This window comes from Candidatus Eremiobacteraceae bacterium (genome assembly GCA_035295225.1).
GTDB lineage: Bacteria > Vulcanimicrobiota > Vulcanimicrobiia > Eremiobacterales > Eremiobacteraceae > JABCYQ01.
On the sequence record DATGJI010000058.1, the window covers coordinates 34,193 to 50,950 of the forward strand.

At 61.0% G+C, this 16,758-nt stretch carries 13 protein-coding genes; 10 read left to right on the forward strand and 3 right to left on the reverse strand.

Features of this window, described 5'->3' with window-relative positions:
* The first annotated feature begins 20 nt into the window (after nt 1-20).
* The gene (locus VKT51_11505) at nt 21-755 is read left to right on the forward strand and encodes a DUF899 domain-containing protein (protein HLJ84791.1); all 735 of its coding nucleotides are present in this window, start codon (nt 21-23) and stop codon (nt 753-755) included.
* Nucleotides 752-883 (forward strand): hypothetical protein, encoded by a 132-nt coding sequence (locus VKT51_11510; protein HLJ84792.1) that lies wholly within the window; start codon nt 752-754, stop codon nt 881-883. The genes VKT51_11505 and VKT51_11510 overlap by 4 nt, the downstream gene beginning before the upstream one ends.
* 43 nt (nt 884-926) lie before the next feature.
* Here the strand turns inward: VKT51_11510 and VKT51_11515 are convergent, their stop codons facing one another.
* Nucleotides 927-1,595, reverse strand: a complete 669-nt coding sequence (locus tag VKT51_11515) for a hypothetical protein (GenBank protein ID HLJ84793.1) — start codon at nt 1,593-1,595, stop codon at nt 927-929.
* 20 nt (nt 1,596-1,615) lie between these two features.
* Between VKT51_11515 and VKT51_11520 the strand changes: the two genes are divergently transcribed.
* Nucleotides 1,616-2,149 (forward strand): helix-turn-helix domain-containing protein, encoded by a 534-nt coding sequence (locus tag VKT51_11520; GenBank protein HLJ84794.1) that lies wholly within the window; start codon nt 1,616-1,618, stop codon nt 2,147-2,149.
* A 185-nt stretch (nt 2,150-2,334) separates the two neighbouring features.
* The gene (locus VKT51_11525; GenBank protein ID HLJ84795.1) at nt 2,335-3,258 is read left to right on the forward strand and encodes a sigma-70 family RNA polymerase sigma factor; all 924 of its coding nucleotides are present in this window, start codon (nt 2,335-2,337) and stop codon (nt 3,256-3,258) included.
* Between the two features lie 9 nt (nt 3,259-3,267).
* On the opposite strand, the gene VKT51_11530 is transcribed toward VKT51_11525, so the two are convergent.
* Nucleotides 3,268-3,858: a TMEM175 family protein gene (locus VKT51_11530; GenBank protein ID HLJ84796.1), complete on the reverse strand. Its 591-nt coding sequence runs from the start codon at nt 3,856-3,858 to the stop codon at nt 3,268-3,270.
* Between the two features lie 359 nt (nt 3,859-4,217).
* On the opposite strand from VKT51_11530, the gene VKT51_11535 reads away from it, so the two are divergent.
* From VKT51_11535 to VKT51_11550, 4 genes are all read left to right on the forward strand, one after another.
* Complete coding sequence (locus VKT51_11535; protein HLJ84797.1) at nt 4,218-5,405, forward strand: beta-propeller fold lactonase family protein; 1,188 nt, start codon at nt 4,218-4,220, stop codon at nt 5,403-5,405.
* Nucleotides 5,406-5,545: 140 nt separating this feature from the next.
* The gene (locus tag VKT51_11540; protein ID HLJ84798.1) at nt 5,546-6,067 is read left to right on the forward strand and encodes a hypothetical protein; all 522 of its coding nucleotides are present in this window, start codon (nt 5,546-5,548) and stop codon (nt 6,065-6,067) included.
* Nucleotides 6,068-6,395: 328 nt separating this feature from the next.
* Complete coding sequence (locus VKT51_11545) at nt 6,396-6,863, forward strand: hypothetical protein (protein HLJ84799.1); 468 nt, start codon at nt 6,396-6,398, stop codon at nt 6,861-6,863.
* A 398-nt stretch (nt 6,864-7,261) separates the two neighbouring features.
* Nucleotides 7,262-7,645, forward strand: a complete 384-nt coding sequence (locus VKT51_11550) for a VOC family protein (GenBank protein ID HLJ84800.1) — start codon at nt 7,262-7,264, stop codon at nt 7,643-7,645.
* 28 nt (nt 7,646-7,673) lie between these two features.
* Here VKT51_11550 and VKT51_11555 read toward each other — a convergent pair whose 3' ends face one another.
* Nucleotides 7,674-11,714 carry a DEAD/DEAH box helicase gene (locus VKT51_11555; protein HLJ84801.1) on the reverse strand — a complete coding sequence of 1,347 codons (4,041 nt, stop codon included), beginning with the start codon at nt 11,712-11,714 and terminating at the stop codon, nt 7,674-7,676.
* A gap of 264 nt (nt 11,715-11,978) precedes the next feature.
* On the opposite strand from VKT51_11555, the gene VKT51_11560 reads away from it, so the two are divergent.
* Both VKT51_11560 and VKT51_11565 read left to right on the forward strand, forming a co-directional pair.
* A complete protein-coding gene (locus tag VKT51_11560; protein ID HLJ84802.1) occupies nt 11,979-13,700 on the forward strand; it encodes a GAF domain-containing protein in 1,722 nt (573 codons plus the stop codon).
* Between the two features lie 255 nt (nt 13,701-13,955).
* Nucleotides 13,956-16,682: an AAA family ATPase gene (locus VKT51_11565; protein ID HLJ84803.1), complete on the forward strand. Its 2,727-nt coding sequence runs from the start codon at nt 13,956-13,958 to the stop codon at nt 16,680-16,682.
* The last annotated feature ends 76 nt before the right edge of the window (nt 16,683-16,758 follow it).

Below are 16,758 nucleotides of genomic sequence, written 5' to 3' on the forward strand. Positions count from 1 at the left end.
CTTTCAAAAGGGGATGACAAATGACCGACCGGTTACTGGACGCACCTCCTGTCGTATCGCCTGAGGAGTGGGAAGTCGCCCGCCAGCAGCTGCTGGTAAAGGAAAAAGCTTCCACCCGCTCACGCGACGCGCTCGCCGCGGAGCGGCGGCGGATGCCGTGGATGAAGGTCGAGAAAAACTATGCGTTCGACTCACCCAAAGGCAAGGTTGGACTACTCGACTTGTTCGAAGGACGCCGCCAACTGGTGATCTATCGGGCGTTTTTCGAACCCGGCGTGTACGGCTGGCCTGAGCACGCCTGTCGCGGCTGCTCGTTGATGGCCGATCAGGTCGCGCACGTCTCGCACCTTCACGCGCGAGGCACGAGCTTCGCGTACGCTTCGCGCGCTCCGCAAGCCGACATCGATCGCTTGAAAGTGCGGATGGGCTGGGCCATGCCGTGGTATACGATCACCGACGGTTTCGACGCCGACTTCGGCGTTGACGAATGGCACGGCACCAACGTCTTCTTCCGCGACGGCGAGAACGTGTATCGGACGTACTTCCTCAACAATCGCGGAGACGAGGCTCTGGGAAGCACGTGGGCCTACCTCGACATCACGCCGCTCGGGCGTCAAGAGAACTGGGAAGATTCACCGCCGGGTTATCCGCAGACCGAGCCTTACAAATGGTGGAATTGGCACGACTCGTATGGAGCGGAGCAAGACGGCAAGTGGAGCGACGTCGTGGATGCCGCGCAGGAGACGCTGACGTGATCGTGCTCGCGCACATCGGGGCGGTGCCGGTGGAAGAGATGTTGGCTCCGCTTGCGAGCGGAGCCGGCGCGGGAACGGTGATATGGCTCGCCGCCTTGCTAAGGAGGGCTTTGCGAAGGCGTCGCTGAGAGGTGACGCACTAAGCCGGTCATGCCGTACCGGTCGCGAGTCCTAGACATCCCCTCGAAGCAGTAATACGCCGGCCGCAGCATACCAAATCACTTGCGGAGCGAGCGATCCGATAAGCGATTGCGGAGTGAGATTGTTGGTAAAGGCGATTATCGACGCGGTCGAGATTCCCGCGATCAAGCCGTAGACCGCGACGGCCCGGACCCAGCCCGGTCCACGCAATAAGTCTAGAGACCAGAACAACGCCGCAGTGCCGCCCGCAACGAGGCCGAACTTCGTCACGATCTGGATGAACAGCGCTCCTTCGCGCAGCATGCCGAGCGCATCGCTGAGATCGTTGCCCTTGGCCGGAAGATAGAGCGCTGCGATCGCCGGCGTGAGGAATCCGTCTATGAGCGCCGCAATCACCAAGGCGAATCCCCACGCGCCGAACGCGATCGACGCCGCAAGCACCGCCTGTTGATCGATTCCGCGACGGATTGTGAAGACCGACATGGCGAACGACACCGCAAAGATCAACAGCAGTAGCACGCCATGAACGCCCTCATCTTGAGGCGCGAGCGCCGAGATCCTGCGCATGAGATCGGCGGCCGGGGCGGTTCCCGCGACCGGGTGTAGCGCCAGCGCCCCAAGAATCAGCGCCGAGCTGACAAGAAGAATGACGCCGGCGAGTTTCCCCGACGGACGCGGAGGGGGCTGCGTTATTGCCATACGGGTGACAGGATAACACGATGAAGCGCACTTCCAATGGACAGACGAGGCGACATGTCCGTAACGATCGCGTCCGCGTCAGCGTGCTCGAGGAGTTCGCAAAGGTCGTCGTCAGTATTCCGTATCCAGAGCTATCCGTGAAGCGCATCGCACGAGCGGCGCGGGTGGGCCGGTCGAGCTTCTACGAGCATTTCGAAGCCAAAGACGATCTGCTGCGCCAGAGTCTCGCGCCGTTGCTGCGAATACTTGCGCTGGCCGGCTGCGGGCGCGGAAACCTCGCTCAAACGCAAGCGGTGCTGGAGCATTTTCAGGAGCATCGCGAGCGCGCGCTGGCGATATTTGCGATTGAAGCGCACGACGCGGTGTTGTGCGCTCTCGCAGACCTGCTCGAGGAAGAGCTCGAAAGATCGCAGGTTGCCCCGTTACAGACGCTGCGGCTGCGAGCGATCCATATCGCCGGCGGGCAGCTAACGGCGATCACCGATTGGCTGCGCGACGATCGCGGAGTAAAAGCGGCGGCGCTCGCGCAGATAATTTCTTTGGTTTCAGGATGACAGCGGAGAGACCCGTATCCTTTCAGCGGACATAATCGTCTTCATAACAGCACCGAGCTGTTCGAAGGGGATAAAATGACCGATGAAGTCGGCGTGGCGATCGTCGGTGGCTTGCGAGGGGATCTCGCCGAGGGAGTCGCCGCGATCGGGGTGACCGGTGAAGGCGTCGAGCCGTTGGGGTGAAGATGGAAGATCAGACGCGCGCGCTGTTGCCGGCGATGATGGAGGCGCGCGACCAATTCATGGAGCTCGTCGAAGAAATTCGCCCGGAACTCCATCGGTACTCCGCGCGCATGACCGGGTCGATCTTCGATGGCGAAGACGTCGTTCAAGAGACTTTGGCAAAAGCGTATTACGCTCTTGGCCAGATGGTGCAGCCGCCTAACCTCAGACCCTGGCTCTTCCGGATCGCACATAACACGGCTATGGATTTTATCAAACGCTACGAACGCCAACACGTGGATTCCGTTGCGGACGTCCCAGACCGCGCAGCGCTCGAAGAATCCAGCGTTGATCCTGCACTTGTGGAAGCGGCGCTGACGGTTTTTGCAGACCTGCCGCCGACGCAGCGCAGTGCCGCGATCCTCAAAGATGTGCTCGGACAATCGCTCGAGGAAACCGCGAACACGATGGGAACGACCGTCGGTGCGGTCAAGGCCGCGTTGTCGAGGGCGCGTGCGAATATCGCAAGGACGCCGCGCGCGCGTCTTGCTGAAGCGACGCAATCCGTCACTGCCGAAACGCGGATGACGTTGCGGCGCTACGCCGATCTCTTCAACGCCCACGACTGGGACGCGCTGCGGCAGCTGCTCGCAGCGGAATCGCGCCTCGAGGTGGTTTCGCGCGTGCAGCATCCACGTGCGGTGGACGCGGGATACTACGATCGCTATGCTGGGTACACGAAGACCGAAGACCTCCGCGCGGAAGCGGGCTTCGTGGACGGCGTTCCGGTGATCGCGATCTTCAGTCCGCCATCGCGCCGAGATCCTTCGTACTTCGTCGTGCTCGGAATTAGCGCGGGCCGCGTCTCGCTCATCCGCGACTACCGCTACATCCCATACATCACGAACGACGCGCGTTACGCGGCATTCGGCGGCGCAGACGGTTAGCGAGCTAGGTTACCCCAGATTGTCGATGGCGCTGAACGACAAGAAGTAGATGATCATCACCCAGTAGATCAAGTACGAAATGACCGGCAAGAAGAACGCGAAGATGAGACCGACGACACGGATGTAGAGCGAGAATCGGATGCGGCTGTACGTGACGCGCGCAAGTTCTGGGGTCACGTCCACCGCGTACGCCCTGCTTTCGATGAGGTGGCGCACCATGAAAAAACCAAAGAGCGCTCCCGTCAGCAGCACGATGGAGTACAATACCGCGGCCGCCGGAAGCGTCGGATAGGCTCCCGCCACGTTTGTTGCGTATGGGATGAAGGCAGCCACAACAAGGAACCCGATGTTGAGCATGACCGTCGTGTGGTCGAGGACACGCACATTGTGGAACATGGCGCTGTGCAGCCGCCAGTAGTTCACGATGATGAAAAAGCTCAAGAGGAAGGCCAACAACCTCGGCCACTGTGAGGCAAGGCCGTGCGCGAGTGCTCCGCTGCTCGCATTGCCGAGCGCCGGGACCGTGAAGTTCAAAACGAGCAGCGTCGCCGAAATAGCGAAGATCCCGTCTGCGAACTGCTCGATCCGGCTGGGCGTCATGGAGATGACTACGAGGAGGCATAGCGGTAGACCCGCAGCGATAAAAAACCTGGCATCTGCGGGGCGGTTACGTTTTGTGCGCGCTACTCTAATCGAGGTACGCGGCGCCGCCGCACTTCCGTGATTCCGCTGCCGACACCAATTCGTATGAAGACGTGCGATGCGGAGACTGGCGGGCTAGATCGGGTCATAGCCGAAGGCTTTGCTCGCGTTGGACACTAACTGTCGGTGTACCGATTCCTCGGATTCGAGCACGTCTCTGGGCCTGCGCAAGTTCGACACCCGAATGTTCGGCAGGGCGCTTCTAGCGAAGCACTTCGTTTGATTTTTTCGGCGGGCCCGAACGCGACAGATTCTTCATGCGGCAGACATACCTCGTCGTTCGAACGTTGTCGGTGCTGGGAATCGCGACGACCCTCGCCGCCTGTTCGGGTTTCGGATATTCCGGGATAACGCCACGCGTGGCGATCCCCGATGTGCAAACGCGCCTGGAGCAAAGCGCTGCCGGCCCCCATGTTTTGCACGCTCACGTCTATGTTGCCAACGTTGGTTCCAACAATATCTCCGCCTACACTATCAACGCGACAAGCGGTGCGCTGACCAAAGTGGCGGGGTCGCCATTTGGTGCGGGCACCGCCCCCCTTAGTGTGGCGGTCGATCCTAAGGGCACGTTCGCTTACGTGGCCAACGATAGTTCCAACAATGTTTCCGCCTATACCATCAACGCGACCAGCGGTAAGCTCACGCCGGTGGCGGGATCGCCGTTTGCGGCCGGCCTCTTACCTTCTGGCGTGGCAGTCGATCCCAACGGGAAGTACGCCTATGTGACCAACAGTGCCGACAACGGCGGCGGAAACAGCGTTTGGGGCTATACCATCAACGCGTCTAGCGGCGCGCTGACACCGGTATCGGGTTCGCCGTGGGGTACGGACCAAGAGCCTTATGCTGTGGCGATCGATCCTAAGGGCAAGTTCGTTTTTGTTCCCAACTTTATCTCCGGCGATGTTTCCGCCTACATCATCAACGCGGCCACCGGCGGGCTGTTTTTCGTGGCAGGGTCGCCGTTCAAATCGGGCGGCGATCCCACCGCCGTGGCAGTCGAGCCTAAGAACAAATTTGTCTATGTGGCGAACTTCGGATCCAATAATGTCTCCGCCTATTCTCTCAACGCGACCAGCGGTAAGCTAACGCCCGTGGCTGGCTCGCCGTTTGGGGCGGGCAGCAATCCCTACGGCGTGGCAATCACTTCTACGCGCAAATTCGCCTATGTGGCAAACTACGGTTCCAACAATGTTTCCGCCTACTCTCTCAACGCGACCAGCGGTAAGCTCACGCCGGTGGCGGGGTCCCCGTTCGGGGCTGGCAGCCAGCCCATTGGCGTGGCAGTCGATAGTACGGGCAAGTTCGTCTACGTGGCCAATCATGGCTCCGCCAACATTTCCGCTTACCGCATCAACGCGACCAGCGGTAAACTAACGCCGGTGGTCGGGTCACCGTTTGCAGCGGGCACCAGTCCGTATGGCCTAGCCGTGACGCTCCCGCAATGATAGTCGCATATTGCACTTTGTCAAACAGATGTGGACTTGCCTAGTCTCGAACTCAGGTTTCAGCAAGCATATTAGGGGACCGATACGCGTATACCGAAGGGTTCGAAAGCGACGTCGGGCTTTTCGACTAGGTGAACATGGTGAGACCAACAGCGGACAACGGTGGCCTAGCGATGCTGCAAGAGCTTTCTCAATGGGACCTATCGCAACCGGCCGCAATAGAGCCGTATTACTTCAAGTATGAGGTCACGGCTGAAGCCGTGCCCCTTCTCGAACGTTTGTTATCGTCGCCGATTCGAAGCAACAGACATCACGCGTTGATTGCGCTCGTCCGATACACAACTGCCGTGGGATACGCGCTGGACGCGCTCCTGCTGCATATGCATGGCGTATTCGATGGTTCGTCTACCGATGACATCGTCGGCGCAAACATCTTGTACCTATTGGCCGCCCGGGGAGATCGAGATGCGCGCAAGATACTGCTCGCGCTTATACATGATCAGGGCTGGGTCGATGCGTACCTTGATGGATTCTTGCTCTTCAAAGCTCAGCACCTCGGTGCGTCCACATTGGAGGAACTCTTCGACGCCATGTTAGCGGAGTCAGCAGCGACATGGCCCCTCGTTCGCGGCCCGAACAACCCAAACTCCGACGCTGTTTAGGTTCGGGAGAGGCGATGCATGACACGATCAACTGGACCTACTACAATAGGGTTGCGCCGCCTTGAGTTGATCTGATGGTCTGACCCACGAGGTTACTTTGCGACGTACAGCTTTCTTTCGATTTCCGCTTTACCTAGCTTCATTCGTGTTTGTTTTTTTGCGCGGTTCTTAACGTAATTTGCTTCCGTAGCAGACTCCTACTGGCGTTGGATTTGTGATGTCAAACTGGGTTCCACATTGAGCGGGTAGTCTTTTCGAGGCGGGTGACGGCTTTTCCACGCGTCTTGGGGGACGACAGTCATCGCTGGCGAATCAGGCTTCCCTTCACATGACCGAGGTTGTAATGCGTCACCGATTAATGAATGTGGTCATTCTTAACGTGATACTTGTGTTCGCAGGCAGCGCGTCTGTGATTGCCGGACAAGCGTCAGTGGAAACGCGGGTGAGGTTGTCAGAAACCGTCGCGAGCTACATCCACGACTACCCAAAATCGAATGGATTCCAGACAAACCTTGTGGAGATCGGCGCGGCCGCGACCGACGGCCAATTCGCACTAGCAGACTGGCGATCCGTAGATGGTAAGCCGCATGGTCAAGTGGCCTTTTATTACCTCTGTGATCATTGGAACCTTGGAAAAATAAGTATGGGATCGCCGCTTTCAGTGCAGGATCTGGTCGGCGTGGGTTTTTCCGCCGTTCCACGTGCCGTAGCGTCAAAGCTCGTCAGCGATCTAAGGGCCCTGGAAGTAGAACACATCGCATATCTCAAGCCCGCCAAAGCAACTGGAAGCTGCTGATTATCATGGACCATTGAATCGGGGATCGCTCGGATTCGTAGACACGGTCGCGGAATGACCATACACCTGGCGAGAAGCAAACAAATCGGTTTTTCGCGTTACCGTAAGACGCCGCAAAATCGAGGAAAGTACCGATACGACAGGGACGACGCGATTGAGGGATCTTGTCGTCCTTCGCGTTACATCGCCAAACGGTGCTACTTAAGTGGTCAATTAAGTGGTCAAGTCGCCAACCTGACAGCTGGAAAATCAAGACTAGGGTTTGCGCCACCCAATCGACGACCTGCGCGAGTATGGAGCCTGCATACGCTGTATGTATTGACGCGAGCAGTTATTTCAACGCCGTTCGATAAAACGCTCTGAAGCGTAAAATGCATAACTCGCAAGGGAGAATGACTATGAGTGCGACTACACCAGAGGGCGCGAAAATCGTGGGCGTCGATATATTTGGTCCGTCGACCAATGATGGGAAGAAGCTCATCGCTTTTTATCGTGATACGCTTGGGATGACGCCTACCGCTGGCGGCGATCCCGAAGACACCGGCGCCGAGTTCGAGTTTCCCGACGGGACGACGTTTGGCGTGTATCAGCCCGAACATGCGAAGCCCGGAGGCGGGTATATGGCTCTCTTTGCCGTTCGCGACATCAATGCTGCGGTCGCGCACTTCCGCGCCAACGGTGCGCAGTTGAGCGACGTGCTGGAAACGCCGGTCTGCTTTATGTCGTTCGGCGCGGACCCCGACGGTAACGGATTCGCGATTCACAAACGCAAGCACGGCTAGCGAGCGCCTTCGATACGTAGACCGGACCTTATCCTGAAACGGCTCTAGGGCTTGCATGCGCGTGCTCTCCGTTGCGCAATGCACGAAGCGCGTCTAGGGCGTCCGGGCGGCAGAACTGTTCACCGACGTAGCTCGACACGAAGCGGCCTCCGCGCACGACGCCTTGCAGTTCCAGGCGACGATAGACCACGAGCAGATCGCGCCACGGCGGTGCGAGCGACTCGCGCTGAACGATATCGCGAAACACTACACCCCAACGGGCGAGAAGTTGGTTTGCAAATCGTTCGACATCGCTGCTCTTCTCGCCGGAGCGAAGCAGCGCCCATCGGCCGATGGCGTTACGCGGACGCGATAAGTTATGCCGCCCAAGTGCGAGCCGGCGCCGGGGATCGATCAACGAGCGGAGATTGTCGAAGCCATCCGCGGTCACGAGGCCCGCGGCGACGAGTTCCCAGAGCCCATCCTCGACTTCGCTTGCGAGCAAGCCTGTGGCGCGGAGCAGGTCCGCGAAGAATGACGCGCCCTCGCGCTGCAGCGCCGCAAATACTTCTCGGCCAGCGCTGCTCAGACGCTGCTCATCAATCGATCGATCGGGTACGAGCCATGCCGCGTCTTCACGCAAGAAGAGTGAAATCGGCGCGACGCGCGACGGACGGATTCGCCTGCCGTTCGTTCGCGAGGCGTCCTCAAAGGCTGGATGCGGAGATAGCCTCCCCCACATCACCTCACCCGACGCGCATAATGTGTCGAGCAGTTCGGGTTTATAGCGCGCTATGCGCTTCGGAAGGACCTCGCGCTCCCAGGTGGATGCCGGAAAGTCGGCGCCTTGCAGCTGGCGGATGATCTGAAGCGCGCCCTCCACTCCGTGCAGTTGAGTATCGGGGGCGGTGTGTTGCCAGAGCTCCACGAAGCGCTCGTGCTGCGCCGTGCTCACCGGCTCGATCGCGCGCCGCAGCGTGCTGAGCATGCGGCGGTGGATACGCGCCAGCACTCGCCGGTTGCAGAACTCTTCACACGACTCCGACGAGAACGTGCCGCGGAAGACTTGACCCTCTGCTTCCAATTGCGCGAGCGCGATTTCGATGACGTCGCGCGGGAGCGCAAGCCGCTCCTCTAGCGCCTGTGCGGTCCACGGTCCCGTGGACTCGAGCCAACCGCGAAGGATTTCGGCGACCGACGCGTTGCGATCCGCATCATCGCTCGCCCTTGGAAGCTGATGTGCGCTCTCAAACGTGCGAAGCTTCTCAGCGGGGACCCAAAAAACGCGGTCCCCGAGCGTGAATGCCGCGGCGCGCCCCGCAGCGACGAGTTCCGCGAAGAACGTTGCCCAAACGTCAGTCGGCGGAAGCGAGACAAGCGTCATGAGGGCATCGTGCAGTTCGTCAGCGTCGCGCGCGGCCGGCCAGACCTCTTCGGCGACTTCAGCGATGGCGTCGGGATCGACCATGCCGACGCTGTGCGTCACATCTGTGCGCAGCGTGCTGCGCAACTGCACCGCGCGTGCGCGGCGTTCCTCAAGCGGCGCGTCATCCAGATACGCGAACGGGTTCGCGTTGAGAATTTCGTGCGCAAACTTTGAAGGCTCGGAGGTCTCGACTGCGTGCGTCCGGATCGCACCACTGTTCATGCCGCGCAACACATCTTTCAGACCATCGATGTCCATGGCCTCATGCAAACAATCCGAGACGGTCTCGTTGACGAGCGGATGATCGGGGATTCGGACTTTTTCGCCGCCGAGATTCTCCGGGCACGCGGCTTGATCCGGAAACACCGCGGCGAGCAGATCGTCGGCCCGCATGCGCTGGATGTTCGCGGGCACCTTCCGCCCCCCGCGAAACCGAAGGAGCGCTAGGAAGCGCTGCCCGTTCCAGCGCCAACGCGCGGTGAACATCGGTGCCGGCAGCATCGCTTGCGTCAGCACATCTTCGACCGTGTCCGCGCTGAGAAACCCGAAGACGCTTGCGAGCGGGAATGCATGCTGCTCGCTCAACGATATCACGATGCCATTGTCGGTCGCGGCTGCTTGCAGCTCTAAGTTGAAGCTCCGGCAAAACCGCTTGCGCAGCGCCAAACCCCACGCGCGGTTGATCCGTACACCAAACGGTGCGTGGAGCACCAGTTGCATGCCGCCGGCTTCGTCAAAAAATCGCTCAGCCACGACATGGTCGATCGTCGGCACGGCGCCTAGGATGGCCTTGCCATCGACGACGTATTGAACTGCTTGCTCGGCGCCCAGGCGGTCCATGCCGCATTCGCTTTTCAGGTAATCGTGGGCGGACGCGCTCCCCTCGGTGTGCACGATCTCTGCGATGCGCGCACGCAATCGCGCGACTTCCTGCGAAAGTTCGAGCGTACGCCCCGGCGCCTCGCCGTTCCAGAAAGGAACGGACGGCGGCGCGCCCTGTGCGTCGGTGACGCGCACCCTGCCCTGCTCTACCCGCCGAACGCGCCAGGACTGCATACCGAGCAAGAAGATGTCGCCCGCCATGCTCTCGACTGCGAAATCTTCGTCCACCGTGCCGACGGTCGTGTCGTCGGGCTCGGCGACGACCGCGTACGTCGTCGTGTCGGCAATCGCGCCGCCGGAGGTGATTGCAGCCAACCTTGCACCGCGTCTGCCGCGCACGCGACCATGGATACCGTCGCGATGCAAGAGTGCCCCGGACCTGCCGCGCGATGTAGCGATGCCGTTGGCGAGCATCGTCAACACCGCATCGAATTCGTTGCGATCGAGATTTCGGTATGCGTGCGCCGAACGAACGAGTGCGAAAAGGTCGTCTTCCGCCCAGTCGTCGGCCGCGCAAGCGGCAACAAGCTGCTGCGCCAGGATGTCGAGCGGTTGTTCCGCAGGCCGTAAGCGGTCCATGGCGCCCGTTCGGATCGCGCGAACCACCGCACCGCATTCCAAAAGTTCGTCGCGCGTCGCCGCGACGAGAATCCCCTTCGGCTTTGCACCCACCCAGTGGCCGGAGCGTCCGACGCGTTGCAGCGCGACCGCGATCGAACGCGGTGATCCGACCTGCACGACGAGATCAACAGAGCCGATGTCGATGCCGAGCTCGAGCGATGCGGTGGCGACGACGGCGCGCAATTCACCGCGCTTCAGGCGGCGTTCCGTGTCGAGGCGAATATGACGCGCAAGGCTGCCGTGATGCGGCATCACCTCGCCTTCCCCTAAGCGCGCGACGAGATTATGCGCCAAACGCTCGGACAAGCGGCGCGTGCTCACGAAGATGAGCGTCGTCCGATGCTCGCGGATATGCTCCGCGAGACGGTCGTAGATCTCGCCCCACATCTCGTTGCTCGCAACCGGGCCGAGTTCGTCTCGCGGCACTTCGACCGCAAGCTCCATCTCGCGCCGATGACCGATATTGATGACGGCAGCGCCCGGACTGAGGAAGCGAGCAACGCCTTCGACCGGTTTGACGGTCGCAGACAAGCCGATGCGCTGCGGCTTTGCGCCGCCGCTTTCAGTGACGAGTCGATCGAGCCGTGCAAGCGATAGCGCGAGATGCGGTCCGCGTTTGTTCGAGACGACGGCGTGGATCTCGTCTACGATGACCGTGGAGATCGAGCGCAGCGCTTCCCGCGAGCGCTGCGCCGTCAAGAGAATGAACAGCGATTCGGGCGTTGTGACGAGGATGTGGGGTGTTGCCCTGAGCATGCGGGCCCGGTCGCGAGCTGTCGTGTCGCCGGTTCGGAGCGCCACGCGAATGGGATCGAGCGGCACTCCTTGCCGTTCGGCGAGATCGTATATCTCCGCCAACGGCTGTTCGAGGTTCGCGTGGACGTCGTTGACGAGTGCCTTCAAAGGCGAGACGTAGAGAATTTTCGTCTGCGCAGTCAATCCATTTCTCGCCTCGCGCACGAGCCGGTCGACGGCCACGAGAAAGGCAGCGAGTGTCTTTCCCGATCCCGTCGGCGCGCAGATCAGCGCGTCACGGCCCGACTGGATGACGGGCCAACCTGCGGCTTGGGGCGCAGTCGGCTCGCCAAACTTCTGCGTAAACCAATCCTCGACCAGCGGATCAAAATCGAGTGTCGCAGTGTTCACCGGCTTCAAAAGCATAGTCGGAACTATTTCGCTTTCGAGAGTCGTTAGGCTTCTCGCGACGTGGCGTCTCGGGCGGCGTCGGTCCTAAGCGCTTCTTCGACCGCGCGTGTTCGCCGTTGTTCGCTCGTATTCGCGCAGATAGGGGTCGGCCGGTTGGATGTCACGGAGGTGTCTATGAGGGGCCACCGCGGTAAGCCGCCGCGACCGCCTACGTGAAGGGCCGGAGGGTTGGCCCCCGCAACCGTCACCACGCATGGTTCTATCTCTGGGGTCGTCGTAATGCCGCGCGTCGTTAACGCCATCATCACGGTCGGGGTTTCGATCGCTTTTTTTTGGATCGTCGTCCCCTCGATGTTCGCAGGCTACCCGTCGGCATACACCGGCGTGCACGTCGGCGAACTTGGAACGACTCCGGCAGAGGCCCATGTTACGGTCGATCCTGGGTCGCCCGCTGCAATGGCGGGATTGCGCGACGGCGACACGATTCGCTGCCTTCATCTCCGCGACTACGAGATGCTCTTTCCTTCGTTCCAATCGCCTGGATATAGTTCGTCACCAATTCGGGGCTGCGTCGTCCGCAACGGCACCGAGAGACCGTTCGAATTCATTGCTCGGCCCGGGCCTCCAGCGAAAGACATCTACGGAGGACCTGGGTTCGTCCTCTTAAGGGTCTTTGCGTACGGCGTGTTCCTCTTTGTCGGGTCGGCGCTCGTTATTATGCGGCCATCGCTCATGACGTGGCTGCTTTTCGTGTTCTGCGTGCTTACCTCACCAGCGGCCGCAGCAAGCGATGGACTCACATCCTTATCGCCGACGGGCTACTTTCTTTTTACGATCCCCACTCAACTTGGACAGTTCGCAAGCACTGCGTCGCTCTTGCTCTTCACACTTGTTTTTCCGGACTCGTCGCTGCCGCGAGGCTGGCGCAGAGCGGCATTCTGGTTGGTCGGCGCCGTGACTTTTTTCGCGCTCGTTCTCAAGGATCTGCAACTCAACGAGCCAGTCACGACCGGCTTTTTTGGCGATCCGCTTACCCGCAACATGAACCTCATCGCAGCTATCGCCGTAGTTGGGGTGACTTTGGGCCGGTTGGCCGGGATGCGACCGGCAGATCGCGCGCGTTTCGGCTGGGTAGCCTTCGGCATTGTTGTCGGTGTTATCGCAAACTATCTGCGCTTGCTTCCGTCAGCAGCATTGTTTACGGGCTTCGCCGGCACGCTGACGGTTGTAATGCCAATCACGCTGCTCTACGCTATTTTGAGGCGCCACGTCATCGACGTTCGGTTTGTCATTAGCCGCACGGTCGTCTACGGCGCAGTCACGACCTTGATCGTCGGCGTGATCGCCGTCGTCGACTTTCTTACTAGTCAATATCTCTATGGACTTCGCATCGCGCTCGCGATCGACGCTTTGGTGACGATTGCGCTGGGCGTAGCGCTCCACCGTATGTACGGTGCGATCGAAAATGCGGTCGATTTTATCATCTACCGGCGCAAACACGAGGCCGAGAGTTATTTGAAACGGCTTGCACTCACGCTTCTGCGCGCCGAGCGCGAAGAAACGATCGACCGAGCCGTCGTGGATGATCCTCACGAAAGGCTCGAACTCGCAATGGCCGCGCTGTTCCGTTTCAATGGCGACCGTTATTCGCTCATTTCGGCTCAGGGTTGGAACGGCGCCGTGCCCTCCTTCGAACGCGAGCACGACGTCGTGCGCTTCCTTGCGACGGAGCGACGCCGTTTGGAGCTTCGCGACCTGCGCAAACGTGCGAAGGTAGAAATTGCGGAACCGGGAGTCATGCCCGCAATCGCCGTTCCGATCTTTGAAGGCGACGATCTGCGCGGCTTTGCTCTATATGGCCTTCATCGTGATGGCACGGAGCTCGACCCTGACGAGGTCGACGTTCTCGAAACGCTTTGCCAGACCGCCGCACAGGCATACGTGCGGATCGAGAACCTGCATATGCGCCAGCTGCTGCGCCTTGCAGGCGCTTCGCCCTAGAGCTAATCCTTTGTCGCATAAATCCGGATAGTCGAAAATCAGGTATTGTTCGTGCGACGACCACTGATTTGCATATGAAACCGGCGCCGATACGCTCACCTATGTATTGGAGGTTCGAATTACCGTCGGCATGAAACCCGACGTCCCCATCGATCCAAACCGGAGAAGGCCATTGTCGCGCTCGCTCCCGGGCCCGCGTACGAAGACTCGAAACCCCTCCGCTAAGCGCCACATTCAAAGAAACGCATTGCTGTTTTGATTGGGCGCGAGCGCGAAACTGCCATCCTCGACGAGCAACGCCGCTCGGCCGCCGACGGCCATGGCTCTTTCCTGCTGGTTTCGGGCGAGGCCGGCGTCGGAAAATCGCGGTTGCTCTCGCATTTTCAAGCCTCGATCACCGCCACAAGGTCGGTCTGCGTGCTCACGCGCTGCGTGGAATTCGTGCAGACCCCGCTGTCGCCGCTCCACGATCTTCTCAGCCAATTGGCGGTTCGCGCGTCTGCTCAAGACGTCGCTGCCACCGCGCACATCGTCGATCAGCTCGAATTTGCTCGAAGCGCTGAGCGTCCGAATCCCGATGTGCCGGTCGAAGCGCTGTTCAACGCGATTGACGACGTTTTTGCGCGGCACGCATTGCGCCGCACCGTTGTCTTGTTGATCGAGGACCTTCAGTGGGCGGATCGTTCGACTATCGCTTTCTTATCGTACCTCGCCGATCGCGTCGCGCGCCGCCGCAGCCTCGTGGTCGCCACCTACCGATCCGAAGAGATCAACGCGTCGCATCCGCGCCTCGCTGAGGTCGCGTCCCTCCTGCGCAAGAGCTCGGTGACGGCGCTCGAGGTCGCGCCGTTCGACGATCGGTCCAGTCGCGAGCTCATCGGCTCGTTACTGCCGCGCGAAGACGCGCTCAGCGCCTCCGTGACCGCCAACATCGTGCGGCGAAGTCAGGGTAACGCGTTCTTCCTGGAAGAGTTGCTCAAGGCAGCACTTGCACATGGTGCCGGCGACGCCCAGAAACTGCCGCTTTCCATTCGCGCCGCAGTGCTCGCACGCGCGGCGATGCTCTCCCCGAGCGAACGTGAGATTCTGACCACGGCAGCCGTTCTCGGCGAGCGTTTTTCGGTCGAGCGCCTTCTGCGGTTACGCGATGAAGGACGCGAAGAGACGCTCAAGGCGCTGGAACATGCGCGGGCACTGCAGATCATCTATGATCGACCGGATGACGCCGGCACGGTGGCGTTTCGTCACGCCCTCACGCAGGAAGCGTTGTACGGCGAACTGCTCGCCGAGCGCGTTCGTCCGCTACACGAGCGCATCGCGCAGGAACTCGAGGAGCGTTCCGATGTCGCGACGGTCAGCGTCGAGCTCGCGCATCACTGGCGTCGCGCAGGCAATCGCGGGCGCGCGGCGGCGTACTCGGTGCTCGCGGGTGATCAAGCCTTCGCCGTCGGCGCGCCGGCTGACGCGATTATGTTCTACGAGCGCGCCGCAGCGGACGGCATCGCCGACTCCGCCGTTGCCAATCTCCTGCACAAGACGGGTCTCGCATACGGCGCCCTTGACCAGCTCGGCATCGGCATCGAACGACTGCGAGAGGCGGGCGATCGCTACTGGCGCGCCGGCGATCTCAAAGGTTTTGCCCGAAACATATCAGCGCTCGGCGCGCAGTTATACAATTCCGGCGACCCGACAGCTGCGACACGCATTGTGCGTGACGCGCTCGATGCGCTTGAAACAAAGCTGCCGCCGGAAGAACTCGATCTCTTGCGCGCGCGCTTGTCGTACAACAGCATTGCGGCGCTCGATTTCGACGCCGCGTTGATGCTCCTCACGGGCATACGCGAGCCGGTCGCCGATCCGCTGACCGCTTCGCACGTGCATTTGACGCGATTCAAAGTGGCGGCGATGCGCGGCGATATCGACCTGTGGCGCTCCGAGACGCAACTGGCCATGCATGCGGCGCGCCAGGTTCCCGACAAAGGCTCGCGCCTACGCTTCATCCAGTGCCAGATCGCGCTCGATGCGCTCGGGCTGGGCGAGTTGAACATCACTCGTGAGCAATTTCGCGCGGCGATTCCCGGCGACGTCAAGCCCGGGGAGCCCAATAAGGGCCTCGTCGCGGCCGCTTCCTCATTGGAGCACACGCTGCGCGGCGACTTCCGCACCGCGGCGCGGCTGCTCGAAGAAAGCGTGCGCGAGTTCAACCACGGCTTCGCCGTCCTCGTTCATGTAAGAACCGCTCAGCTCGCGCTCGGCCTGAGTTCGGGCGATCAAGCTCGCCTTTGGCGCAGTGACGCGGAACCGTTGCTCCACTATGCGGCCACCCATGGCATGAACCTTGCGCTCGGCCTCCTGGGCGGCCCGTACGTTTGGGCGCTTGGAACGCGCGGTGACGTCGATAAAGCTGCAGCGTGGGCCGCGCGCATTGCATCGGTCCTGCCGTCACCGCACAGGTTCTTATTCGCGTATCTTGCATGCGCGCAGTTCGGCAGCAGCGACGATGTGAAGTCGATGCGCGCTCAACTGGCGGAAGCCGCTTCCCGACCGGGCGATCGCGTCAACAAAGCGGGGCTTGCGCTCTTCGAGGCGTTTGCCGGCCGTCGTGGGATCATCGAGGCAGACGTGCAAAAATGCGCGCGTCATGCGGCGGAGCTGTTTGAAGGCATCGGCTGGCCGTGGCTGGCTGCGCTGGGTTACGAGCTGGCCAACGAGACCGACCGCGCTTTGGCAGTATTTCGCGAGCTGGGCGCCGTTCGCGATGTGCGCCGCGTCGAACAGGGGAGACCCGACGCCACCGCCGCCATACTCTCACCGCGCGAGCGGGAGGTCGCCGATTTAGCGGCGTCGGGTCATTCGAACGACGAGATCGCACGGGCGCTGCACCTCAGCCTGCGAACCGTCGAAAAGCACATCTCCTCCGCGTTGCGCAAATTGAATCTGCGATCGCGCGTTCAACTGGGCTTGCTGCTCTCGCGATCATAGCGTTGGCCGACGGACCTCTGCAGTGCGGCCCCGCAGCGCGGGCCCCGAAGCGGACCTTTACGGTCTGCCGTCTTTC